The organism is Phycisphaeraceae bacterium (assembly GCA_019636655.1).
In the GTDB taxonomy this organism is placed as follows: Bacteria; Planctomycetota; Phycisphaerae; order Phycisphaerales; family UBA1924; genus JAHBXB01.
The window spans coordinates 1-23,563 of record JAHBXB010000004.1; the positions used below are offsets into that span (position 1 = coordinate 1).

At 68.8% G+C, this 23,563-nt stretch carries 17 protein-coding genes; 8 read left to right on the plus strand and 9 right to left on the minus strand.

Annotated features, from left to right (window positions below):
- Positions 1-796, minus strand: a 796-nt coding sequence (locus KF745_11660; GenBank protein ID MBX3359068.1) for an RNA polymerase sigma factor, incomplete at its 3' end; no start/stop codon positions are given.
- 102 nt (positions 797-898) lie between these two features.
- Here KF745_11660 and KF745_11665 point away from each other — a divergent pair.
- A complete protein-coding gene (locus KF745_11665) occupies positions 899-2,413 on the plus strand; it encodes an adenylosuccinate lyase (GenBank protein ID MBX3359069.1) in 1,515 nt (504 codons plus the stop codon).
- Positions 2,414-2,423: 10 nt separating this feature from the next.
- Here KF745_11665 and KF745_11670 read toward each other — a convergent pair whose 3' ends face one another.
- Entirely contained in the window at positions 2,424-3,515 is a 1,092-nt protein-coding gene (locus KF745_11670) for an extracellular solute-binding protein (protein MBX3359070.1), read from the minus strand.
- A complete protein-coding gene (locus tag KF745_11675; GenBank protein MBX3359071.1) occupies positions 3,512-5,287 on the minus strand; it encodes a hypothetical protein in 1,776 nt (591 codons plus the stop codon). Before KF745_11675 ends, KF745_11670 begins: the two co-directional genes overlap by 4 nt.
- 201 nt (positions 5,288-5,488) lie before the next feature.
- Here KF745_11675 and KF745_11680 point away from each other — a divergent pair, with 201 nt between their 5' ends.
- From KF745_11680 to KF745_11695, 4 genes are all read left to right on the plus strand, one after another.
- Positions 5,489-6,946: an O-antigen ligase family protein gene (locus KF745_11680; protein ID MBX3359072.1), complete on the plus strand. Its 1,458-nt coding sequence runs from the start codon at positions 5,489-5,491 to the stop codon at positions 6,944-6,946.
- Complete coding sequence (locus KF745_11685; GenBank protein ID MBX3359073.1) at positions 6,943-8,148, plus strand: glycosyltransferase family 4 protein; 1,206 nt, start codon at positions 6,943-6,945, stop codon at positions 8,146-8,148. The genes KF745_11680 and KF745_11685 overlap by 4 nt, the downstream gene beginning before the upstream one ends.
- 129 nt (positions 8,149-8,277) lie before the next feature.
- Positions 8,278-10,515, plus strand: coding sequence for a squalene--hopene cyclase (gene shc, locus KF745_11690; GenBank protein MBX3359074.1), 2,238 nt, complete (start codon positions 8,278-8,280; stop codon positions 10,513-10,515).
- A 124-nt stretch (positions 10,516-10,639) separates the two neighbouring features.
- Entirely contained in the window at positions 10,640-10,999 is a 360-nt protein-coding gene (locus KF745_11695; protein MBX3359075.1) for a hypothetical protein, read from the plus strand.
- Here the strand turns inward: KF745_11695 and KF745_11700 are convergent.
- The 4 genes from KF745_11700 to KF745_11715 all read right to left on the minus strand — a co-directional run bounded on the left by KF745_11700 (position 10,996) and on the right by KF745_11715 (position 17,124).
- Positions 10,996-12,201 (minus strand): hypothetical protein, encoded by a 1,206-nt coding sequence (locus KF745_11700; GenBank protein ID MBX3359076.1) that lies wholly within the window; start codon positions 12,199-12,201, stop codon positions 10,996-10,998. The two genes, KF745_11695 and KF745_11700, sit on opposite strands and share 4 nt — an antisense overlap.
- Before the next feature lie 61 nt (positions 12,202-12,262).
- On the minus strand, positions 12,263-13,489 hold the full coding sequence (locus KF745_11705) for a hypothetical protein (protein MBX3359077.1): 1,227 nt from the start codon (positions 13,487-13,489) through the stop codon (positions 12,263-12,265).
- Entirely contained in the window at positions 13,486-14,796 is a 1,311-nt protein-coding gene (locus KF745_11710; GenBank protein ID MBX3359078.1) for a B12-binding domain-containing radical SAM protein, read from the minus strand. The genes KF745_11705 and KF745_11710 overlap by 4 nt, the downstream gene beginning before the upstream one ends.
- A 219-nt stretch (positions 14,797-15,015) precedes the next feature.
- A complete protein-coding gene (locus tag KF745_11715) occupies positions 15,016-17,124 on the minus strand; it encodes a hypothetical protein (protein MBX3359079.1) in 2,109 nt (702 codons plus the stop codon).
- Positions 17,125-17,608: 484 nt separating this feature from the next.
- Here KF745_11715 and KF745_11720 point away from each other — a divergent pair, with 484 nt between their 5' ends.
- Both KF745_11720 and trmB read left to right on the plus strand, forming a co-directional pair.
- Positions 17,609-18,397, plus strand: a complete 789-nt coding sequence (locus tag KF745_11720; GenBank protein ID MBX3359080.1) for a methyltransferase domain-containing protein — start codon at positions 17,609-17,611, stop codon at positions 18,395-18,397.
- A gap of 15 nt (positions 18,398-18,412) precedes the next feature.
- Positions 18,413-19,114 (plus strand): tRNA (guanosine(46)-N7)-methyltransferase TrmB, encoded by a 702-nt coding sequence (trmB, locus tag KF745_11725; protein MBX3359081.1) that lies wholly within the window; start codon positions 18,413-18,415, stop codon positions 19,112-19,114.
- Here trmB and KF745_11730 read toward each other — a convergent pair.
- Entirely contained in the window at positions 19,111-20,292 is a 1,182-nt protein-coding gene (locus KF745_11730) for a glycosyltransferase (GenBank protein MBX3359082.1), read from the minus strand. The genes trmB and KF745_11730 overlap by 4 nt on opposite strands.
- A 123-nt stretch (positions 20,293-20,415) precedes the next feature.
- Here KF745_11730 and KF745_11735 point away from each other — a divergent pair, with 123 nt between their 5' ends.
- On the plus strand, positions 20,416-21,600 hold the full coding sequence (locus KF745_11735; protein ID MBX3359083.1) for a glycosyltransferase: 1,185 nt from the start codon (positions 20,416-20,418) through the stop codon (positions 21,598-21,600).
- On the opposite strand, the gene KF745_11740 is transcribed toward KF745_11735, so the two are convergent.
- Positions 21,586-22,713: a glycosyltransferase family 4 protein gene (locus tag KF745_11740; protein ID MBX3359084.1), complete on the minus strand. Its 1,128-nt coding sequence runs from the start codon at positions 22,711-22,713 to the stop codon at positions 21,586-21,588. The genes KF745_11735 and KF745_11740 overlap by 15 nt on opposite strands.
- Positions 22,714-23,563: the final 850 nt, after the last annotated feature.

A 23,563-nucleotide genomic window follows, 5' to 3' on the forward strand; every position in this document is an offset into this window, starting at 1 on the left:
GTGGGGGGGGGGGGGGGGGGGGGGGGGGGGGGGGGGGGGGGGGGGGGGGGGGGGGGGGGTTCTCGATGGCTTCTCGCAAGGCCAAGCGCGCCCGGAAGAGGCGGCTCTTGACGGTCCCTACGGCCACGCCCAGGGCTTGGGCGATCTGGTCGTAGTCGAGGCCGTTGACGTCGCGGAGGACGAGGATTGCCCGGTGTTCCGTGGCCAGAGAGGCCAGGGCCGCCGCGAGTCGCTGGTGCTCCTCACTGCGTTGGACGCGTTCGGAGCCGGCGGGTTCCCTGCGGGCCTCGGTGCCGTCGGGGCGACGGGGGGTGATACTACCGAAATCCGACCCTGTTCCCTCGGCGTCGCCGCCGTCCAGCGGGGCGTGCCGGCGCAGTTTTTGGGACCTGAGGTAGGAGAGGCAGGTGTTCATGGTCACCCGGATGAGCCAGGTGCCCGGGCTGGACCGCCCGTCGAACGAGCCGATGCCCTGGATGATCTTGACCATGGAGTCCTGCGTCAGGTCGGCCGCGGTATCGCGGTCACCGACCATGCGGATGCAGGTGGCGAAGAGGCGGTCCTGGTACCGGCCCAGGAGGATGGACCAGGCGCGGGGCTCGCCGGTCTGGATGCGGCGGACCAGTTCGGCATCGTCGGTCCCGGCGTCCATGGAGGGCGTGGCGGGAGTGGCCGGGGCCGCGACGGAGGGGGGGACGCGCAGGTGGGAGCGCCGACCCTGGGGCTGCGGCGAGCCGGAGGGGGGCGTTGGTGGAGTGGGCGAGGAGGGCATTCGTGTGGTGGGTGGCGGTTTCATGCGTCCGTGCATCCGCGTGGCCGTGCGGGTGTGGGCATCGTACCACGGAGACCCGCGGCTTGAACCCCAGCGGCTGGCTGATCGGTTCCGTAGGCTTGTGCGATGCCTCAACCCACCTCCCCGTACGACACCTACACCAGCCCTCTTGCACAGCGGAACGCCAGCCCGGAGATGCTGCGGCTGTGGTCCCCCAGGCACAAGTTCAACACGTGGCGGCGGATCTGGCTGGCGGTCGCCGAGGCCCAGCACGAGCTTGGGCTGCCGGTGACGAAGGAGCAGGTGGAGGAACTGCGGGCGGTGGTGAACCGGCCCGGCGGCATTACGGATGCGGAGATGCAGGCCGCGGAGAAATACGAGCGGGACCTGCGGCACGACGTGATGGCGCATGTGCACGCACTGGGGGATTCGTGCCCGAAGGCCAAGGGCATCATCCACCTGGGGATGACGAGCCAGGATGTGGTGTGCAATGCTGACTTATTGTGCATCTTCGAAAGTGCACAGCTGCTTTGGATCAAGAAGATCCGGCTCATCCAGTCACTCGCGTGCTTTGCGGGTCATACAGCAAAGATCCCCACGCTGGGGTTTACGCACTATCAACCCGCACAGCCCCTCACCGTCGGGCGTCGGGCAGCGCAATGGGCACACGATCTGTACAGCTGTCCGATTCGTCCTGCCTCGTGGGCTTACCTTCGCGGATTGCGCGGTGCGACAGGCACGCAGGCTTCATTCTTAGAGCTGTGCGATGGGGATTCGCGGCGAGTAGATGAACTTGAGATGGCATTCGTTCGGAAGATCTGGAGGGCCCTGGAGGGATCCCATCTGACTCGGCTGGATTCGAAGCCGCTTCTCTTCAGTCTGACAACACAGACATATCCGCGATTGACCGATTCGCTTGTGCTTTCCGATGTTGCAACGCTCGCCTCTGTCCTCTACAAGATCGCCACCGACATCCGCCTCCTCTGCAACCGCAAGGAACTCGACGAACCCTTCGAGACCAAGCAGATCGGCTCCTCCGCCATGCCCTACAAGCGCAACCCCATGCGCTGCGAGCGCATCTGCGGGCTCACGCGGTTTGTCATGAACCTCGTCGGCAACGCCTACGACACCGCGGCGACCCAGTGGCTAGAGCGCACGCTCGACGACTCGTCCAACCGCCGCCTGAGTCTCCCCGAGGCCTTCCTCGCGCTCGACGGGGCGCTCGACCTGATGCACAACGTCGCGAGCGGGCTCATCGTGCACGAGGCGATGGTTAGGAAGAACCTGATGGCCGAGCTGCCGTTCATGGCCACCGAGAACATCCTGATGGCGTGCGTGAAGGCGGGCGGGGACCGGCAGCACTACCACGAACTGATCCGCGTGCACGCGCAGGCCGCGGGGGCCCGCGTGAAGGACGAGGGGCTCGACAACGATCTTCTCGAGCGTCTGAAGGCCGACCCCGCGTTCCACCCGCCGGCGCTGAAGAACGAACTCGACTGGTCGGGTCTCATGGACCCGATGAGGTACATCGGCCGCAGCGTGGAGCAGACGGAGCGGTTCATCAAGGAGGTCGTCGAGCCCCTACGGCAGCAGTACGGCGAGGCGATCGCGAAGCTCGGCGAGAGTTCGCCGCGGGTGTAGTCCTTCTCAGTCATTGCCCGATCGACTTGTCCATGACATCCATGGCGGTCGCCGCGCACTGGGCGGCCTTGTCCCACGGCACGGGCGCCGGGGGGCCGAAGGAGTACTTCGCGAACTCCGCCGCGAGCGCCGGGCGTGCGGGGATGTTGTGTGAGTCGCTCTCGGCCAGGAGGCGTTCGCCGGCCGCGGAGATGAGAAAATCGAGCAGGCGGCGGGCGTTGGCGGGGTTGGGGCCGGCGCGGACGATCGCGGCGGTGTTGGGCGTGGCCATGACGCCGGTAGGAGTGGCGGCGGCGTCAGCGCCTGCCAGGTTGATGTGCGCCGGCACGGCGTCGATCGGCCAGCCGTTGCGCTGGCCGGCGAAGACGTCGTCGCTGTCGGTCCAGCCGATGTCGATCTCGCCCGCCGCGGCAGCGCGGACCACGCTCATGTTGCCGTCGTAGAGGCGGACGCCGTTGTCTTTCAGCGAGGCGCCGAGTCGGCTCAGCGTCTCCTCGCCGTGGAGGGCCATGATGGCGGCGACGTGGCCGCGGGTGGTGCCGAACTGGGGGCGGGCGATTCCGATGCGGCCCTTGAACGCTGGGGAGGCGATGGCGAAGAGGTCGGGCCCGATGTCGCCGGGCCTGGTCCGGCCGGTGTGGTAGACGATCACGCGGTCGCGGCTGGCAAAGCCGTACCAGTTTCCGGCGTGGCCGCGGAGCGCGGCCGGCCAGCCGGCGCCGGGGAAGTCGCGCTCGTTGGCCTCGCTGCGGTAGGGCTCGAGGATTCCGGCGTTCGAGAGTTGCACCGTGCCCATCGCCTCGCTGGACCACCAGACGTCGGCCCGCGGCGAGCCCTTCTCGGCGATGAGGCGCTGTACAAGCCCGGTGGTCTTGGTGGCCTCGGTGTCGCCGACGGAGCGGACCTTGATCGAGGTCGCCCGCTCGAAGGGCGAGACGATGAGCGAGAGGACCTCGGGGTCGGCGCTGGAATAGAGGATGACCTCGCCAGGGCCGCCGGCCGGAGCGCGGTGGCAGGACCACAGCGAGCCCGCGGCGATGGCCGTGGCGGAGGCGGTGAGGAACTCACGCCGGTTCAGGCTGCTGCGGCGGGGGGAGTTCACTTCTTCGGCGCGGCTTCGGGGGCCGGAGCCGGGGTCGAGGAGGGAGTCTTGATTTCCTCGGCCTTGGCCTTGGCGGCGAGGCGTCCGAAGTAGTGCTTGACAGTGTCCTGGTATTCGCGGGGGACGAGGTTGCCCTCGATGGCCTCGGTGGCGCTGCGCTCGGCGGTCTCGACCGCCGCGGCGAACTCGGCGTGGGACTCGCCCTTGACCTGGTCACCTTGGACGAGGCGGCTGGAGATGATCGGTCCGCCCTGGTTGCGGGTGCGGGCCTTCTCCTTGGTGAACTTGGTCTCGTCCTCTTCCTCGCCGATGTTGCCGCCGCCCATGCTGCGGCCAGGCCCGCCCTGCCCCCACCCCGTGTTCTCGTTCCAGCCCTCTTCCCAGGGCTTGGTGCCCATCTTGTCGGCGAGGCCGTCGGCGCACTCGCCCATGCCGGGGTTGTCGCAATCGCTGAAGCCGGCGAGTTCGGCGAGGGAGCCGTCGCACTCCTGCATCGCGGCGTCGGCCATCGCCATTTCCTGGGCCATCTGCTCGAGCTGGGCCATCTCGTTCATCATCCCCTCGAGCCCCTCCATGCCGTCCTTGGAGAGGCCCTCCTTGCCCATGCCCTGGGCCATCTGGCCCATGGAGTCGGACATGGACTGGCACATGCCCGCGGCCTGCTGCTGGGCCTTGGCCATCTCCTCGAGGGCCTGTTTCTGCTCCTCGGTGAGGTTCTGGGCCTCTTCGAGGGCTTTCTTCAGGGCCTCGGGGTTGGAGGCGAGGTTCTTGTCGAGGCCGGCTTTCTCCAGCGCGTCCTCGAGTTCCTTCTTCTCCTGGGCGAGTTTCGCGAGTTGCTCCTGGAGCGACTTCATCTGCGCGGCGAGCTTGGCCTTCTGGTCCTCGCTGAGCTGGCCGGACTGCATCTTCTCGGCGAGCTTCTGCAGCTCGGCGGCGGCCTGATCGAAGTTGCCCTTGGAGAGTTGCGAGGCGAGTTCGGAGAGGTGGCCGTCGCCGGGGGTTCTCAGTTGCTTGAGGTCCTTGCGGATCGCGTCGAGGGACTGGCCCTTCTCGCTGTTCTTGAGGGCCTCGAGCCGTTCCTTCAGAGAAGTGAGCCGCTTGGCCGCATCGCGCCGGATCTCCTCGGCGGACTTTGCCTCGGGGCGGCCGGAGGCAGAGTCGTCCCCCTTGTCCTTGTCGAGGCCGAGTTTGGCGATGATGTCGTCGACCTTGGCGGTGGCGGACTCGGCCTGGAACTTGGCCTCGATGATCGCGGTCTGCTGCTCCTTGGCGGCGGCGATGCCCTTGGCCCGGCCGAACAGGTCGAGGTTGGGCACGGTGAGCCAGACGACCAGCAGCGCCAGCCCCAGGGCCAGCGGCGCCGGCCAGAACCGCGGCGGTGCGATCGGGACCGCGCGCCGGACGTTCACGCCGCGGGCCTTGGTGGCGGCGGATTCGACGGCGAGGCGGGACCAGGGATCGTCGTTGCGGGAGATGAAGAGGGCGGTCGACAGGGTCTCGCGGAGGTCGGCTCCCTCATCGACGCGGCGGGCGACGGCCTGGCGATCGGCCCGGGCGAAGACGGACCACGCGACGGCGCCGACCAGAACGCCGACGCCGGACCAGCCGGCGACGGTCCACCACGGAACCTCGAAGACCACCGCGCGCTGGGTCAGCCGGAGGGCGATCAACGCGCCGACCGCCACGGCGAGAAGCAGGACGAGCGAGTGGACGAACGAGGTCGCCCAGAGCCGCCACGCCGCCAACCGGAGCACGCGAGCAATATCAGACATCGCACCCACTCCAATACCCCCGTTTTCCCCCAGGCGAGCCCTGGGAACCCATCCTTGTACCACTGTCTTCGGCGTACGGTGCTGGCGGTTCGCTCATTGAGACAGGACTGTGACACAAACTCCAAACAATACCATAACATACCAACTGATGGGTGTCAAGCCCGGTTTGCCCATTCCGGTCGCCGGGCGGATCATGAGCCCATGAGTCTTCCTGGCGCCCTCGGTCCCCGCTCCGCCCCCGCCCCGCGGGCGCCTGAGGAGCCCAAGGCGACCCGCAAGGCGGTCGAGGTGGACCGGCTGTTTGCGTGGCAGCGGGAGAATGACACCCGGGGGCTGCGGTTTCAGTGGGCGTGCGCGGCGGCGAGTTGCCTGATGGTGATGGGGCCGGCCTCGATGGTGGAGTGGGCGCTGGCGCCGGCGGTGGTGTGCACGCTGATCCGCATCCGCTGGACCTGGCCGATGGCGAACCGGCTGGGTGAGCAGGCGTCGAGCAAGTGGCTGATGGCGTGGATCGCGTGGTGCGGGGTGGCGATGGCCTGGACGCTCGACCGCACGCAGGGGTTGGACGACTTCGGGACGCTGCGGTTCGCGGTCCTCATCCCGTGCCTGTGGCCGGCGATGGAGCGGCGCGGGCTGATGGTGCGGTGCCTGATCGCCGGTGCGTTCGCGGCGAACATCGTGCAGTTCCTGTCCGCCGCGGGAGTCGGGTCGTGGGATGGGATCGGCTGGCTGGTGCGACGATTGACGTGGTCGAGGGACGTTGATCGGCACTCGGCGTGGTGGCAGCCGGTGGTGGGGGGGTCGTTGCTGGTGGCGGCTCTGGGGATGCATCTGCCCGCGGCGTTCCTGGGGCCGGCGCGGACGCGGATGCTGGGGCTTACCGGGGTGCTCGCATCCGCGGCGGGGATTGCGCTGACGGGGTCTCGCGGGGCGTGGCTCGCGGCGATGGCGCTGGCGGTGGTGTTCGTGCTGTTCGCGATCAGCCGCGTGGAGGACCGGCGGAAACTGCTTGGGGTGATCCCGCTCGCGGCGTGCGGGGCCCTGCTGCTGGGGCTTGGGGCGTGGAAGGCCATGGGGCCGGCGCTGGAGCGGCGGTTCAGCACGGGCGTGGCGGAGGTGCGGGCGGCGCTGGAGCACGGCGACTACACCACGGACACCGGCAAGCGGATCTACATGTTCGAGGTGGGGTGGCACGCGGTGCAGCAGCGGCCGCTGGTGGGCGTGGGGATCGGCGGGTTCCGGAAGTTTGGGGAACAGGACGCGGCGGCGCACGGGCTGGATCCGGCCGTCGACGGGGTGCACGCCCACGCGCACAACACGCCGATGCAGATCATGGTGACGCTGGGCGCTGTGGGGCTAGCGATCGCCGGGACGTCGATCGTGCTGATCGGGCTGGGGGAGTGGCGGCGGCTGCGGGGCACGGCGAGGCACAGTTACCCGCGGTGGTGCGGCTATGAAGCGGGTCCGGCGTTTGCGCTGCTGGGCCTGTGCATCGCGGGCATCACGGACTCCATTCACATCAACCAGCAGACGAGCGCTGTGCTGTACGTGCTGATCGCGCTGTGCACGCCGCTGAGGCCCGTCGCGATGGATGAGGCCGGCGTGGACGCCGAGAGGGACGAGCAGGGCGCGGATGCCGACGGGCCGGCGGCGCCATGAGGATCCTCGTCGCCGCGGGCATGATTTCGTGGCGGCCGTGGGCGGATGGGCCGCTGGTGGGAGCGATCGTTCGGTCGCTGGCGTCGCGGGGGCACGAGGTGCACGTCGCGGCGGACTCGATCGACGACGATTCGATCCTGGCGGGCGCCGCGGGGGTCGTTGCGATGCGTCCGCTGGAGGACAACCCTCACCGGAGCGCCGCGAGGTTTGTCCGGTTTGTGCGGTCGCGCCGGCACGAGGTGTCGCCGCGGGTGATGCTGTCGTGCTCGCACCTGGTCGGCGCGGAGGTGTGGATGCCGACGGACTTCAGCGCGTGGGCGTGGTTTGCGTCCGTGCGGAGGCAGGCGGGGTGGCTGCGGATCGGCATGAAGATGGCCAGGCACATCGGGTTGCCGGCTTCGCTGTGGTGCGAGCGGTCGGCGGGGCGGTCGGCAGGGGTCGGGCGGGCGCTGGTGTCGGGGCCGGGGGCGGCGGCGGACCTGATGCGGTCGTTTCCCGGGCTGGCGTCGCGGGTTGTGCACGTGGGGACTGCGAGCCTGTTGGAGCCGTCGTCGGCGGAGGAGGCGGGCAGGATCCGGTCGAGGATGCGGACCGCGATGGGGATTGGGCCGGGGGTGCAGATCGTGCTAGTCTCGATCCCCTGGCCGGTGGTGCACGATGATCCGCAGTTGACCAACATGCTGGAGGGGCTGCGGCTGCTGGGGGATCGCGGACCGCGGCTGGTGGTGCTGGCCCGCGACGCGGTCGCGGTGCACACCGCGGCGTGCCGGGCGGATGTGGATGGGTCGGTGCAGATCCTGGGCCGGGCGGAGGATCCGACCCCCTTGCTGCTGGGGGCGGATGTGGCTCTGTCGCCGATGGTGCCCCATGGGGGGGTGTTCTGGGCCGGGTCGTTCGGGCGGTTCGCGGCCGATGCGGTCCGGCTTGGGCGGCCGGTGATCGCGGCCCCAGGGACGGGCGCGGCGGACGTGCTCGGGGGTGTTGGGATGGCGGGGGCCGGGCTGGTGGCCGGCGGAACGGATGCCAGGTCGTGGGCCGACGCGCTGGCCCATGTCGGGAGTGACGAGTGGATTGGCGGGGCGACGGCGGCGGCCTCCGGGGCATCGGATTCACTGAGTCTGAACCGGTTTGTGGACCGCCTGGAGGGGGTGCTGAACGAGACTGCGGGGATTGGAAGAGCGGAAGGCGGCGTGCCGATGTGAGTTCGCTGGTTTGTGGGCCTGGCGGCCGTGGAATTGCCGCGGGCGATCGGGCCTCGTAGCCTCCACCCTTGCCGCGCGCCCAGCGAGATCACCGGGCGGAAGCGGCCGTCTGAAACGGATTCTCATCACATGCAGACCGCGTCGTTCGCCGAGTCGTTGCCGTCCGCCGGGGGTGGATCCGTAGCTGGTGTGCTGACCGCGCACGGTTGGGGCGCAACGGTTGATCCGGGGCGGGACTCACTGCGGCGTCGCGCGGCGGGGGCGCTGGACCTTGCGGTCGCGTCGTTGCTCGCCAAGCAGAGGACCGCGCGGCCGTGGGGGGCGGCGGAGAACGATCCCGGGGCCGCGACCTGGTCCGGCCACTGGTGCGCCGAACTGGAAGGGGACTCGATCCTCTCCAGCGAGTACCTGCTGATGAAGTGGATCCTCGGGCAGGAGAACGATGCGCCGGGGGCTGGGGTGAAGGCGGACCGGCGGACGCTCGAGCGGATCGCCAACCACCTGCGGCTGTCGCAGCGGAGCGACGGGACGTGGGGGCAGTACCCGGGTTCGCCCGCGGACCTCTCGGCGTGCGTCAAGGGGTATTTCGCGCTCAAGCTGATGGGTGATGCGACGGACGAGCCGCACATGGCGCGGGCGCGGGAGCGCATCCTGGAAATGGGCGGGGCCGAGGGGATCAACACCTTCTCGATGTTCTACCTCGCGTGCCTGGGGCAGGTGTCGTGGGACGCGTGCCCGGCGATCCCGCCGCAGATCGCGCTGCTGCCGCGGTGGTTCCCGTTCCACATGGACAAGGTGAGCGCGTGGACGCGGACGATGATCCTGCCGCTCGCGCTGTGCACCGCGCTGCGGCCCGCGCGGGCCTTGCGGCCGGAGCAGCGGATCGACGAACTGTTCGTGGACCTGGGCGCGGTGCGGCGGCTGAACAAGCCGTGGGATCGGGACGAGCCGGTCTCATGGACCAACACCTTCCTCGTCGTCGACCGGCTGGTGAAGGCGGCGGACAAGGCGGGGCTGATGCCGTTCAAGTCGCGAGGGATCAAGGCGGCGGAGCGGTGGATCCGTGAGCGGATGGACCCGGGGACGACCGAGGGGCTCGGGGCGATCTTCCCCCCGATGGTGTACGTGCAGATCGCCTTCCGGGCACTTGGCTACGGGCGGGATCACCCCGTGATCCGCACGGCCGAGGCGGAACTGGACGCGTTCATGATCGAGGCGCCGCACGCTGATCCGCGGCTGGACCATGTCCGCCTGCAGCCGTGCTTCTCGCCGGTGTGGGACACGGGGATCGCGCTGTACGCGTTGACGGAGGCGGGGCTGACCGCGGCGAACAGCCCGCAGGTTGCCGCGTGCTGCCGGTGGCTGCTGGAGCGGCAGGTGCGGATGAACGGGGACTGGGCGCGGAACCTGCGGTCCGAGCACCGGGGGATCCGGCTCGGTGTCGACGCGTGCGCCTGGGCGTTTGAGTACCGCAACGACTGGTACCCGGATGTGGACGACACAGCGATGGTGGCCAAGGCCTTGTGGCGCGCGGGTGGGGAGGCGAACCGCGAGGCCGCCCGCAAGGCGTGCACGTGGCTGGTCGCGATGCAGAACGACGACGGCGGATGGGCGGCGTTTGACCGGACCAAGGACCGGCCGTGGATGGAGAAGGTCCCCTTCGCGGACCACAACGCGATGCAGGACCCCAGTTGCGCCGACATCACGGGGCGCGTGCTGGAGGCGCTGATCACCTGCGGCGTGCCGCGCGACAGCGAGGTGATCCAGAACGCGATCCGATACGACCTGGGTCATCAGCGGCCGGAGGGGTGCTGGTGGGGCCGTTGGGGGGTGAACTACATCTACGGCACGTGGCAGGCGCTCGGCGGGCTGACGTTCGCCGGTGTGCCGCGCGACCACCCGGCGCTGGTGAAGGCGGTGGAGTGGCTCCGGAGTGTGCAGAATGACGACGGCGGGTTTGGCGAATCCGCCAACACCTACCTCGACGATGCGGACTCGATGCGCGCTCCGCCGGGGCGCGGCGCGAGCACCGCCTCGCAGACGGCGTGGGCGATCATGGCGCTGCTGTTTGTCGTGGAGCCGACGGACCGGGCGGTGGAGCGGGCCGTGGCTTGGCTGTGCGACCACCAGTTGGCGTGCGCCAAGCGGCCGTACGAGCCCGCACTGATGGCCGACCCGGGAGCGATCGATCCGGGGTCGCGTGACCTGGCGGGGGACGACCACGTCGCGGATCGCGCCGGGGGGTGGAACGAGCACTGGTTTACCGGGACGGGGTTCCCGCGGGTGTTCTACCTGCGGTATCACTACTACCGGCACTACTTCCCGGTGATGGCCCTGGCGCGGTACCGGCGGCTGCTGGCGCGGTAACTGCGAAACACGGGCGTCCCGGCGGTTTCTCGGACGTGGGAACACCAGGAAACGCGGCGAATCCGGTGCGTTGGGCTACCGCTTGGCGGCGGGCGCTGTAGATTCCTCAAGGATGGCGGCTCGCATGATCCAGATTGGAACGGTGGCGCTGGCGGGCGCTTTGCTCGCGGCGTGCGACGTGCCCGAGCGGTCCCGCCGGCCCGCGGTGGCGGGGCAGGGCTTCGCGGCGGGCGCGATCGTGCTGGCCCCCGAGGCGGTGCCCGAGGTCGATGAGTACTCGTACGAGGACGCGTCGAGGCGCGACGGCGCGCTGGCGGTACGCGAGGGAGCGACCGGGCCGCTGCTGGCCTCGCAGGAGTGGCCGCAGTCGCCGGGCCCGTCGATCACCGACAGCTGGTATGTGTTCTACCCGTCGCAGCCGCAGACATCGGTGTACTTCCTGCGGCCATACGAGCGGTACCGGCCGCGGCGGTACGGGTACTAGCGCTCAGAGCCTTCGAGTGCCTCGCGCTGCCCGGGTGTGAGGTGGGGATCGTTGGCCGCGACCCAGCGGCGCAGCGCAAGGACCTGCCCGGGGTTTTTGCTCGCGTTCGCCGCGTAGTCCGAGCACGCCCGCTCGATGACGGCGCCGGCATCGGCTGCGTCAGTGATCGATGGGATGCCCGCGAGCTGTATCCAGGCCTTTCGCAGGTAGAGGCCGCGGACCCACTCGGGAGTTGGCGCGGAAGAAACGACGGCAAGCACCTCCTGCAGGGGCGGACCCGGCTCGGCGTAGGCTGCACGCGGCGGCGCTTCCCACACCGGCGGGAAGTCGCGGCGATCGTGGCGGGACATCTCGGCGATCGCTTCGGCGACGCTGCCGGCGCGAAAGAGAGTCTCGACCGTGTGGCGGTGGTGCTGTTCGGGTTGGACCAGCTCCAGCACCGGGAGCCAGACAATGACAGAGACCGCCGCGAGGATCAGCAGTCCCCGCGGGGGGCGGAGCGGGCTCTGCATCTGTACCTGCCAGGCTCCGCGGAACCAGGCCAGGCTGATCGCCGCCGCGATGAAGAGGACCGGGGCGGCGAAAAACGAGAGGGTGTGGACCATGGTCCGGATTTCAGCGAGCAGTACATCCTCCGGCGAGTACTGCATCCCGCCCATCATGTCGACGATTGGCCCCGGCATGGCGATGGCGGCGGCCAGCAGCGCGGCGTTGGCCACACACAGCACGACGAGGAGCACAGGTACCAGCCTCGCCGCGAAGATCACGGTCAGCACCCAGACCATGAGCGCCACCCGCCAGAGGGAGACGAAGGCGAGTGTCCAGGCATTGGCCTCGATCGCATCAACGGGCGTCAGGAACCGCTCGTATGGCACGGCGTACAGCCACGCCAGGGGAGCGGTCATCCAGAAGAGCCCGAGGAACGACAGGTAGCCGTCTAAGAACTTCGGCACGCCTCGCTTGGTGAGCGCCACGATTCCCCAGATGAGCGAGTACAGGAGCAGCGAGTTGCCGACCGAGGCGGCGAACCCCCGCAGGAGCACGGTCGGCTCGGCGGGCAGGTAGGCGCCGTCGTAGTTGCGAGCCAGGCCCGCCGAGAGCACGAACATGGCTCCGATGGCCAACGACCAGCGCGTCGAGGCAATCTCCATGATCGCTTCGCGTGAGCCGAGGAGATAGCGAAGGAGAGTCGCGGGCTTCATCATCGGCGCTCCGGCCCGGTGCAGCGTCCGTACCGAACACGGCGCGGCCTACGGCACGGTTTTACTCGTCGTACGACTCCGCGGGAAGTGATGCTTCGAGCGCGATCAGAAGGCCGCGCTGCTCGGCTGACAGCCGGTCATCATGGGCGATAATAAAGGACAGACCCGCCCTGGGAAAGGTCGCCTGGGGCAGGTAAGGCGATTTGCACAGGAACTCGATGTTCCTATCGATGTTGTCGTCCACGGGCTGGAGCGTCGCGTATCGCATCGCCGCGCGCCACGCCTTGTGTACGTAGATCTCCCGAACCCACGCCGCGGGTTGGCTCGCCGACATAGCGGCCTGCACTTCGAGGAGGCCCGGAGCCGGCTCGGCGAAACCGATACGCGGAGGGATGTCCCAGACCGGTGGGAAGTCGGTCCGCCTGGAGGCGGAGAGTGCGGCAAGGCCCTCGGCAACTCTTCCCCCGCAAAGTAGCGATTCGACCAGGTATCGACGCCCTTGCTCGGGCTGCGTGACGGCCAGGGCCGGGGCCCATGCGATGATGGAGAGAGCCCCGAGTACGAGCAAGCCCCTTGGTGCAGCAGCGACCCGCCGCGGGGGTTCCTGCCATGAGCCGCGAAGAGATGAGACTCCGATGATCCCGGCGATGATCCACACCGGTCCAGAGTAGACGGCCACGACTTGCACCCAAACGTTCAGCGACGCAAGCAAGCCGTCCTCCGGCGTGTGCTGCATCCCGCCCATGATGTCTACGAGCGGCGCGGGCATGTACACGGCGGCCGCCAGCACGATCGCGTCCGCAAGGGGCAGCATCAGGCAGAGAACAAGAAACGGCGGAGCCGCAAACAGCACCGCAAGGACCCGGGTCATCAGGACCACCCGCCAAAGGGAAACGAAGGCGAGGGTCCAGGCGTTGGCCTTGATCGCCTGCACAGGCGTCAGGAATCTCTCATACGGCACGGCGTAGAGCCACGCCATAGGAGCGGTCATCCAGAAGAGCCCAAGAAAGCAGAGGTACCCGTGCAGAAACCCCGGCACTTGTCCTTTCCACAGCCGAACAACGAGCCAGACGAATCCAAAGAGCACCAGGGAATTGCCGATCGACGCGGCAAGGCCGTGCAAGAGCACCGTCCACTCGGCGGGCAGGTAGGCGCCGTCGTAGTTGCGGGCCAGGCTTGCCGAGAGCACGAACATGGCTCCGACGGCCAGCGACCAGCGCGTCGAGGCAATCTCCATGATCGCTTCGCGTGAACCGACGAGGTAGCGAAGGAGCGTGCGGATGTTCACACCGGAGCCTCCGAACGCCGGGCCCACACGGACTGCCGAATCCCGAGGCGGCGCTTCGTCGGCTCGGGACCGAAGGTCGTCTGAACGAGCGATCTGAACGCGGATTCGAGTTGCTCGACGGACAGCCGCTCGGGCTGGAACGTGGCGTCAAAGAGCGTGTAGGACTCCCAGCCGCGGTCCCCCAGCAACCGGCCGCGGCGCTCCAGGGCGTGCCGCATCGGCGTGCCCGGGAAGGGCGTTGCGAGCGTGAGCTGGACGTCGGCGAAGGGCGCTGCGGCGAGGAACTCGGCGAGCGCGCCGATCGAGTCCAGGTCCTCCCCCGCTCCGCCGACGACAAAGCACGCGATCACCGCCACGCCGTGGTCCTGGATCCGCTGCACCGCCTCCATCACCCTTGGCAGCGGAGCCGCTTTGGCGCCGAGCCCCACGAACCGGGAGACGATCGACTCCACGCCGACAAGCACCTGGACGCATCCCGATGCCGCAAGCCGGTCGAGGATCTCCGGCCGCTCGCCGATCCGCCAGTCCGCCTCGGTGAAGTACCTCACGCCGGATCGCTCCAGCACGCCCAGCAGCTCGCCGGCGTCCCGCCGGCCGGCGAACGTGTTGTCGTCCGCCAGTTCGAGCACCGGCCGGCGCACCCTCGATCGGATCGCATCGAGTTCCCGCTCGATGCACGCGGCGGGCTTCTCGCGAAACGGCCCGAGCAACCGGCTCGCGCCGCAGAACTCGCACGCGAGAGGGCAGCCGCGCGCGGTCTGGAGCGTGAACCGCGGACGCTCCCGCGGACCAAGCAGGTCGTATCGAGGGATCGGCGATTGGGCGAGATCGAACGGCCGGGTCGGGCGGTAGACCGGGCGGAGCGACCCCGACTCGGCATCGCGGAGCACCTCGAGCCACGACGACTCGCCGTCGCCGACGACCACCGCGTCGGCGTGAGCGGAGGCCTCTTCCGGGCACATCGAGGCGTGAAGACCGCCGATGACGACCCGGATTCCCTCGCCGCGGAGGGCATCCGCGAGCGCGTACGCCTCGGTGATCGAGGCGGTCAGGGCGGAGATCGCGGCGAGGGCGGGGCGTTCCGCGAGCACGGCGGCGACAAGTTGTTCGTGTACCACCGGCGCATCGTGGTACGAGATGGTCCATCGGTCCGGCGTCATTCCCGCGAGGGTGAGCAGCCCGAGCGCGGGGAGCGCGGCGATCGCCTGGCCGCGTGAGTGCAGACCGGGAAGAGCCATGCCCAGGGCGATCATCTCGCTCTCGCGCACTCGAACACCAGAGAGCGCAATCATGGCAAGATGGGGCATGGCCGTAGCCTAACGGGCGGGAGCGAGGCGTGCGTGCCCGGCGCATACAGCACGACGCCGCGGCCGGGTCTGTACGCCGCCAGCATGCAACGAGTTGCGGAGGTGGCGGCGGGTGCGGGTGGAGGATCTGGGAGATCGGGGCGAGGGCCGGCCGGGGCGAGAGAAAGCCAAGGACCGCGCCAACGACGGGACCAAGCGCTAAGCGGGTTCACGACCGGCTTACTTGCTCTTCACATCCCCACGCGCGAAGATGCTCGCAACGTAGTTCAGCACGTCCGTGGCGCTCGTCTCGTTGTAGCCGAACTGCTTGATCAGCCGCTGCTTGACGATGTCGATCTTCTGCTGCGTCTCGTCGTCGACGACGCTGGAAACGAGGTTCTTGAGCTTGATGGTGTCGCGCTGGTCCTCGAAGAGTTTCAGTTCGAGGGCTTTGTACAGGCGCGCGTTGGTGTTGTACTCGAACTTCTTCCCGTCGAGCGCCAGGGCGCCGATGTAGTTCATGATCTCCTGCCGGAAGTCGTCCTTGCGGCTCTCGGGGATGTCGATCTTCTCCTCGATCGAACGCATCAGGCGCTCGTCCGGCTCCTCGTCGCGCCCGGTGTACTTGTTGCGGACGCGCTCCTTCTGGGTGTAGGCCCGGACGCTCTCGATGTAGTTGGCGCACAGGCGGCGGATCGCGTCCTCGTCGGCCGAGATCGCCCGCTGCACCTCGGCCTTGATCATGTCCTCGTACTCCTCCTTCACGACGGCGAGGAGCTCGCGGTACTTCTTCTTCAGGTCCTCGTCGCTGATGAGCGAGTGGTGGGCCATGCCCGCCTCCAGCTCGTTGAGCACCATGAACGGGTTGATCGCCTTGTCGTCCACGGCCTGCCGGCTCACCAGCGCGTTGGAGATCTTGTCCTGGATGTACCTGGGGGAGATCCCATCCATCCCCTCGCGGTCGGCCTCTTCCTTGAGTTCCTTGATGGAGTCCTCGGTGAAGCCGGGAATGGCCTTGCCGTTGTAGAGCTTCATCTTCTGGATCAGCGAGAGGCCGGCTTTCTTGGGCTCCTCGAGCCGGGTGAGCACCGCCCACATCGCCGCGACCTCCAGGGTGTGGGGGGCGATGTGGATGTTGCGGATCCGCTCGGGACCGAAGTCCTTCTGGTAGATCTTGATCTCGTCGTCGAGGCGGATGTTGTAGGGGACGTCGATCTTGATGGTGCGGTCGCGGAAGGCCTCCATCATCTCGTTGTTCTGCAGCCGCTTGTACTCGGGCTCGTTGGTGTGGCCCAGGATCACCTCGTCGATGTGCGTCTGGGCGAACTTCTTGGGCTTGATCAGGTGCTCCTGGCTCGCGCCCAGGAGGTCGTACAGGAAGGCCACGTCGAGCTTGAGCACCTCGATGAACTCGCAGAGGCCGCGGTTGGCGATGTTCAGTTCGCCGTCAAAGTTGAACGCCCGCGGGTCGGAGTCCGACCCGAACTGCGCGATCTTGCGGTAGTTGATGTCGCCGGTCAGCTCCGTCGAGTCCTGGTTCTTCTCGTCCTTGGGCTGGAAGGTGCCGACGCCGACGCGGTCCTTCTCGCTCAGGATGATCCGCCGCACCTTCACGTGCTCCATCGCCTGGCGCCAGTCGCCGCCGTAGTGCCGCATCAGCTCCGCGTACACGCGCCGGCAGAAGGGGCACAGGTCGCCGACGACCCGCAGGCGGCCCATGCGGTGCTGCGGGGCGTACTTCTCGTTCAGCCGCATCAGGATGTCGTCGCGCGCCTCGCGCGGCACCAGCAGCGTCGGCTCCTCGTGCATCGGGCAGGGGAACTCGTGCGACTTGCCGCCGGCCCCGCAGTGCTCGTCCAGCAGCCACGAGAACGAGTACAGCGCCCCCGCATCGGTCTTCGAGTACTGCTCCAGGCCCTTCTTGAGCAGGCGGGCGATCGTCGATTTGCTCGAGCCCACGGGCCCGTGGAGCAGGAGGATCCGCTTGTCCGTTCCGTACCCTTCCGCCGCGGAGCGGAAGACGTCGACCAGCTGCATCAGCGCGAAGTCCAGCCCGAAGATGGCGTCCGCGCCGGAGTCGATCGGGTCGGAGAAGAAGTGGTAGCGGATGCAGTCGCGCTTGAACAGGCGGTATTTCTCGAATCCGAACGAGAGCACCGCGTCGTACATCCGCTGGTAGGCGTTGCGCACGACGCCCGGGCGCTCCATCGCGATGTCCATGTACTCGAAGAACGTCCCCTCCCAGTGGTGCTGGCGGAAGGAACGCCGGTCCATCCGCGATTCGATCATCGCGAGCAGGTCGGCGGCGGACCGGGTCGGTTCGGAGGGCTTGGGGGATTCGTCGCGCATCGTGCGGACTCCGTTCCCGAGGCACCCGCGTGAACAGATGCGGCGTGCGGTGACCAGAGCGTGGGCCGTCACACAAGAACGCGGTCGACGCGGTCAGGCGCCGGCCCGTCACTCGAATCCTCGCCGGGTCAAGTCCAGACCCGCAAACCCCTTGGCCGCACCGGCAAGCCGGAGCGATTATCCAAAGGCTATCGGCACGAGAGGGGGCGGCGAAGAAGCACCGGTCCCCCCGATCTTGCGATTATACGAACGAACCCCCGGATCGGATCACCGATTTGGTCCGATCAGCCCATCCAAGCCGTGTCTCTCCGTGCCCGCGGCCCGGGCAAGCATGCGTCGACCCGCGGGGGACTGTTGACCCGATGTCCGGGCATGGTTAGCGTCTGTGGGCCATCGGGCTCGAAAGGATGCGAGCCGCGGGCGTGCTGACCTGTTCGCCCTGCTGGTCCTCTGTGGAGTGCTGAGAGTGTCCCTCCGGTCCAAGATGCAACGGATTGTCGACGCCACCCCGACCTGGATGCGGCTGCGCGCCGAGGAGGAGCCCGTCACCGGCCCCGCCGTGTGGCGCGGCACGCTGAAGGACGGCTTTGCGTACACCCTTGATGGGCGGTTGCACCCGGCGCTCTCCGAAAAGTACCGTTCCGAACTTCTCTACTGGCACTCTGTCTATCACGGCGGAAGCGAGGCCCAGTTCGGCGGTCCGTTCCATCAGGTTTACGGGGGCTGGCAGCGCGGCCGGGCCCAGGAGATGGCCGAGTTCCTCGGTCTGGTCGATCCCGAAGCGTTCAATGCCTGGTGCAGGGAGCGGACGGCCGTGGAGATCGGGGCGGGTCCGTACCCCGCGGTCTCGGTCCTGCCGTGGTGCCGGGCGGTTGCCGTGGACGCCCTCGCCGATGGGTACACAGCGGAGGGGCTGCTCCCGAAGGAGAGCGCCTCGGTGGTGTACCTGACCGCCGCTGGAGAATCCGTGCCGTTGCCGACCGCCTTTGCGGACGTGATGGTCGCAGAGAACGCGCTGGACCACGTGGACGAGCCCGAGCGGGTCATGGCCGAGGTGCGGCGGCTGCTCAAGCCCGGCGGCCACCTCTGGCTGCTGGTGGACCTGATGGACTACAGCGACGCCCTGCACCCCAACCCGTTCTCGGAGCCGGTTGTTCGGGCCCTGCTGCAGCGCCACGGCTTCACGGTGGTGAAGGACCGGATCAGCGACCACAAGAGCCACCCCTACGCCTACGGCGAGTACCGCGGCCTGCTCACTCGCAACGCGGACTGACCGCTAGACTCGCCCATGTCGTTCGGATTGGCCAAGGGGCGTGAGTTTGACAGCACCGGCATCGCCGTCACGGACGCCGATCTGCCCCCGCTCCCCGACTCGGTCCTCGCCGATCCCGAAGCGGGCCGAATCGATCCGCGTGCGTGGTTCCCCGACCCGTCGCGAGAGTTCGAGATCGAGATCGGGTGCGGCAAGGGGACCTTCCTGGTCCAGCAGGCGGCGATCCAGCCCCAGACCAACTTCCTCGGGATCGAGTGGGCCCGCGAGTTCTTCCAGTACGCCGCGGACCGCGTCCGGCGTAACGGCCTCCGGAACGTCCGGATGCTCGGGACCGACGGCACGGAATTCCTCCGCTGGCGCGTCCCCGGGTCCATCGCCCGCGTGATCCACCTTTACTTCCCCGATCCCTGGCCCAAGACGCGGCACCACCGGCGTCGGACCGTGCAGGGCCCGTTCCTCGAGCAGGCCCGGCGTGTGCTGCTGCCGGGGGGCGAGCTGCGCATCGTCACCGACCACGACGAGTACTGGCAGTGGATGCAGCGAGAGTTTGCCCTCGTCACCGGCCCGGATGCGACGCCGGAGCGGAGGTTCGAGCGGAGAGAGTTCGAACGACCGCCTTCCGCCGGTGAGGGCGAACTGGTTGGGACCAACTTCGAGCGCAAGTACCGGCGCGAGGGGCGTCCGTTCAACGCGGTGGTGCTCCGCAAGCCGGACTAACCGATCGAGCCGCGGGACCGCGTGTACCTCGAATAGATCTCGACGGACTTGCGCGCGATCTCCGGCCAGGTGTAGTCCGCCATCACCATCGCCCGTGCCCGCTTCCCCATCTCCGCGGCGGCGGCCGGGTCCGAGAGCACCGCGGCCAGCGCCTCGGCCAGTCGATCCGCGTCCAGCGGGACTACGTGCCCCGCCTTCCCCGCGGCGACCTCCGGGAAGTTGCAGTGCTCGGACAGCACCATCGGGCACCCCGCCGCCATCGCTTCCAGCACGGCGATGCTGAACCCCTCCTCGCGGCTGGGGAGGCAGAAGCACGCGGCATCCACAAGGGCGCCGAGTTTCTGGGCCCCGTAGATCGGCCCGGGCAGGTGCACGCGCCCCTCGAGCCCCGCGCCGCGGATCCTCCTCTCGAAGTCCTCGCGGCACCCCTCATCGGGCCCGGCCACCACCACCCTCGCGCGAGGCTGCCGCGCGGCCATCCTGATGAACGCCTCGGCGAGGAAATCCAGCCCCTTGCGCTCCTGAAGCCGGGCGAGGAACAGGATGTACGGGTCGTCGCCCAGTTCCGGGTGGGCCGCCCGGAAATCGCCCTTTGCCGGCAGCGGCTCGACCTCCTGCACGAAGATCCCATTGGCGAGGATCTCGACCGGGCAGCGCAGCGCGAGCGGTCCGATCAACGCCGCCTCGGTCTGGTTCAGCGCGTGGATCGCCGCCGCACGGTCGAGCATTGTGCGGTACCCCAGCGCGAGCGCGATCCTCTTCTTGAGGTGCTTCTGGCGAAGCGACCACGGCGAGAGCGTGCTGTGGGGTGCGAGCAGGTACGGCACCCCCGCACGCCGCGCCGCCGCGGCAGACACGCGGACGATCGGCAGCCACACCTCGTGGAGGTGGACCATGTCGAACCCGCTGATGATGGTGTCGAGGGTCCGTCGCGCCCCGCGTGCCGTCGCCCGCTGGAGCAGCCCCCGCCCGGGGTCGCACTCGTGCCGCACCACGCGGTCAAACCCTGGAACGACCGAGAGGAACCTGCCGACCCGCCCGTCCGTGTCGTCCACGCGGTGGCACAGGATGTGGGCCTCGTGCCCCGCCGCGGCCTGGGCCGCAGCGAGGCGCACCACCACCGCCGGCGGTCCGCCGCGAACAGGATCGAGTGACTCGGTAACGTGCAGCAGGCGCATTGGATCGTCGTGGCACCGGGGCCGCGAAGTGTATCGGCACACCCGCCGGGCCGATGGTGATGATTCAGCGGACGGACCCTTGTCCGGGCGGGGCCTAGCGTTGGGCCGCTCTCGATCAACCTCATGCACATCGTCCACGTCATTGACGCTCTCGACCCAGCCCACGGCGGTCCCTCGGTGGTCTGCACCGCGCTCGCCGCGGCGCAGGCCGGGCTGGGTCACCGGCTGACGATCGTCTCTTTCGACAAGCCCGGCGCGGCCGAGCGGACCGGCCGAATGCTGGCGGCAACCCCGGGCATCGACGGCGTCGATGTCAGGCTCTTGCCAAGGCCAAGAGGGTTCGGCGCGGTGCTCGCGACGCCCGCCAGGCGGGAACTGCGGTCGCTGCTCGCCTCCGCCCAGTGGACTGTCCTGCACGGCGTGTGGGACCCGGTCCTGCTCGCCGGCGCGAACGAATCACGCCGGGCCGCCGTTCCCTACTGCGTCGTGCCCCACGGCATGCTCGAGCCCTGGTGCATGTCGCAGAAGTGGCTGAAGAAGAAGGCCTCGCTCCTGGTCGCCACACGCCGGATGCTCAACTCCGCCGCGTTCCTCCACGCCCTCAACCCCGACGAGGTCCGTGGCATGATCCCGCACCGACTCAGCCCGCCGGTGCACGTGATCCCAAACGGCGTGTTCCTCGAGGAGGTCGATCCGCTTCCCCCACCGGGGGCGTTCAGGTCCGCGCACGCCACGGTCGGTGATCGGCCCTACATCCTGTTCCTCAGCCGCATCCATTTCCGCAAGGGGCTGGACCACCTGGCCGATGCGTTCGCGATATTGGCGAAGCATGATCCCGGTGTGGCGCTGGTGGTCGCCGGCCCGGACGATGGCGAGCGGGGCCCGTTCGAATCGCGGATCGCCAGGCACGGCCTCGCCGATCGGGTGCTCCTGACCGGCCCGATCTACGGCCGCGACAAGTTCGCCGCGTTCGCCGATGCCGCCTGCTTCTGCCTCCCCAGCCGCGAGGAGGGCTTTTCAATGGCGATCCTCGAGGCCCTTGCGTGCCGCACGCCGGTCGTCATCTCGGACCACTGCCACTTCCCGGAAGTGGCCGAGGCGGGGGCGGGCGAGGTGGTGCCGCTCACGGCCGAGGCGCTCGCCGCGGCGCTGGCCCGGGTCCTCCAATCACCGGAGAGGGCCGAAATGGGGCAGGCTGGCCGGCGGCTGATCGAGCAGCGGTACACCTGGCGGGCCATCGCGGAGCAGTCGCTGGGGTTCTACCAATCCGCGGCGGGTACCGCCGCGCCGGCATCACCTCGCACGTGACGCCGCGCAGTACCGCACCGCCGCCTCCATCCCGTCGACCATGTTCTTCAGCGTAAATCGTTCCATCACGGTCCGGTGGGCCCCGGCGCCCAGGCGGGCCGAAAGGTCCGCATCACCCAGCTGGCGGTCCAGCACCTGGGCGAGCGAGTCGGCGTCGTCGTGCCGGAAAAGCAACCCGTTCTCGCCCTCGCGGATCGCCTCGATCTCCGGGTTGTGCGACGCGATGTCGTTCCCGGTGACTACCGGCACCCCGTACCCGAATGCGTGCAGGATGCTCAGGCCGATGTTCGCGGGGTAGCAGAACACTCGAGACGCAAGGAAGTACCCCGCCAGCCGATCCTCGTCGTAGATCGCCCCCGGGAACTGCACGTTCGCCGCGATCCCCAGCGTGCCGGCCATCGCGCGGAGACGATCGAGGTCCGGCCCGTTTCCCACGATCACCACCCGCAGCGCCCCGTGCCGGTCCTTGATCTTCGCCGCGGCCTGCAGGAGCAGGTCAACGCGGTTGGCCGGGTCCAGGCGCGAGACGAAGAGCACCACCTTGCCCCCCTCGAGCCCCGCCTCGCGCCGAAAAGCCTCCAGCCGGGCTGGCTCGCTGATCCAACGCTCCCGCGCCGATTGGATCGGCCCCTGGTCCAGCGCGTTGAGCGCCACGAACACCCGCTCGCGCGGGATGCCCGCCTCGATGACGCGCTCCGCCGCGGTGTGGTTGTAGAGCAGCACCGCGGTCGCCTCCTTCCCCATCCGCACGCGCAGGCGGAATCGCTTCTCCGACTCGTTCTTGGAATAGCCGTGCCCCCACAGCAGCGTCGGCACACCGCGAAGCCGCGCCAGCCGCAGCGCCGGCCAGCCGCTCATGTAGCGAGTGTTCCACGTCATCCCGAGCACATCCGCCACGTCGCGCGAGGCCGAGCGGGTCTGCGCGGACTGCCAGAACAGCGGCTGGCCTCGCAATCGCAGGTGCCGCATTGGCGCCGATTCCGCAACAAAGCCGTCGGCGGGGACGTTCTTCAGCCCCGGTTCCTCGCCGTAGAGCAGCCGGAAATCAATTCCCCCGCGAGACGCCATCTCACGGAAGACGGGCACCCGGTACTTGGGCAGCGCCGGCTGCACGAGGACGAACCGGATCGGTCGCCCGCCCCGCTCCCCTCCCGGTGTCTGATGTGGTTCTGGTGTCCCCATGGCGAGAGCCGCGGCCGGATGGCCCGGCGACTACGTGGCCGCGTGCTCCCGGTTCGCCGCCGGCTTGACCGACACCTCCGCCCCCGAGCGTCGCTCCGCCTCGGCGCGGAAGTCCTGCATCGCCGCCACTCCCCAGCCGTGGCCCCGCACCGCCCGGATCGCCCGCACCGCCGCCAGGGCCCCGGTCGCCGTCGTGATCATCGGGACCCCCAGCCGCACCGTCGCCGCGCGGATCTTCCCCTCGTCGGTCTGCCACCCTGTCTTCGTCGGCGTGTTGATCACCAGGTGCACCTTGCCGTCGGACATGAGATCGATCACGTTCGGCCTCGCCCCCGCGCCGATCTTCTGCAGCACCGTGGTTGGGACGCCCGCGCCGGCGATGACATCGGCGGTCCCGCCCGTTGCGTACACGCCGAACCCCAGTTCGTGCAACTCTTTGGCGACCTGAACAATCGCCGCCTTGTCCGAATCCCGCACCGACAGAAACACGCTGCCGCTCGCGGGCAGCTGAATCCCAGCACCCATCTGGCTCTTGGCGAAGGCAATCGGCAGGCTCCGATCGATCCCCATAACCTCGCCGGTTGATCGCATCTCCGGTCCCAGCACGACGTCCACGCCCGGGAACTTGCCGAAGGGGAAGACGCTCTCCTTGACCGCGTACGCGCCGGTGTCCGGCACCTCGCGGGTCCCCAGGTCCGCGAGGCTGCGGCCCATCATCACCTTCGCTGCGATCCGCGGCCACTGCACGTGCTTGGCTTTGCCGACGAACGGCGCCGTGCGC

Bases quoted from the DNA above. Each gene is read 5' to 3' on its own strand.
- KF745_11665 (MBX3359069.1), top strand. From the start codon at position 899: ATGCCTCAACCCACCTCCCCGTACGACACCTACACCAGCCCTCTTGCA.
- KF745_11675 (MBX3359071.1), bottom strand. From the start codon at position 5,287: ATGTCTGATATTGCTCGCGTGCTCCGGTTGGCGGCGTGGCGGCTCTGG.
- KF745_11680 (MBX3359072.1), top strand. From the start codon at position 5,489: ATGAGTCTTCCTGGCGCCCTCGGTCCCCGCTCCGCCCCCGCCCCGCGG.
- KF745_11685 (MBX3359073.1), top strand. From the start codon at position 6,943: ATGAGGATCCTCGTCGCCGCGGGCATGATTTCGTGGCGGCCGTGGGCG.
- shc (MBX3359074.1), top strand. From the start codon at position 8,278: ATGCAGACCGCGTCGTTCGCCGAGTCGTTGCCGTCCGCCGGGGGTGGA.
- KF745_11695 (MBX3359075.1), top strand. From the start codon at position 10,640: ATGATCCAGATTGGAACGGTGGCGCTGGCGGGCGCTTTGCTCGCGGCG.
- KF745_11700 (MBX3359076.1), bottom strand. From the start codon at position 12,201: ATGAAGCCCGCGACTCTCCTTCGCTATCTCCTCGGCTCACGCGAAGCG.
- KF745_11710 (MBX3359078.1), bottom strand. From the start codon at position 14,796: ATGCCCCATCTTGCCATGATTGCGCTCTCTGGTGTTCGAGTGCGCGAG.
- KF745_11715 (MBX3359079.1), bottom strand. From the start codon at position 17,124: ATGCGCGACGAATCCCCCAAGCCCTCCGAACCGACCCGGTCCGCCGCC.
- KF745_11720 (MBX3359080.1), top strand. From the start codon at position 17,609: ATGCAACGGATTGTCGACGCCACCCCGACCTGGATGCGGCTGCGCGCC.
- trmB (MBX3359081.1), top strand. From the start codon at position 18,413: ATGTCGTTCGGATTGGCCAAGGGGCGTGAGTTTGACAGCACCGGCATC.
- KF745_11730 (MBX3359082.1), bottom strand. From the start codon at position 20,292: ATGCGCCTGCTGCACGTTACCGAGTCACTCGATCCTGTTCGCGGCGGA.
- KF745_11735 (MBX3359083.1), top strand. From the start codon at position 20,416: ATGCACATCGTCCACGTCATTGACGCTCTCGACCCAGCCCACGGCGGT.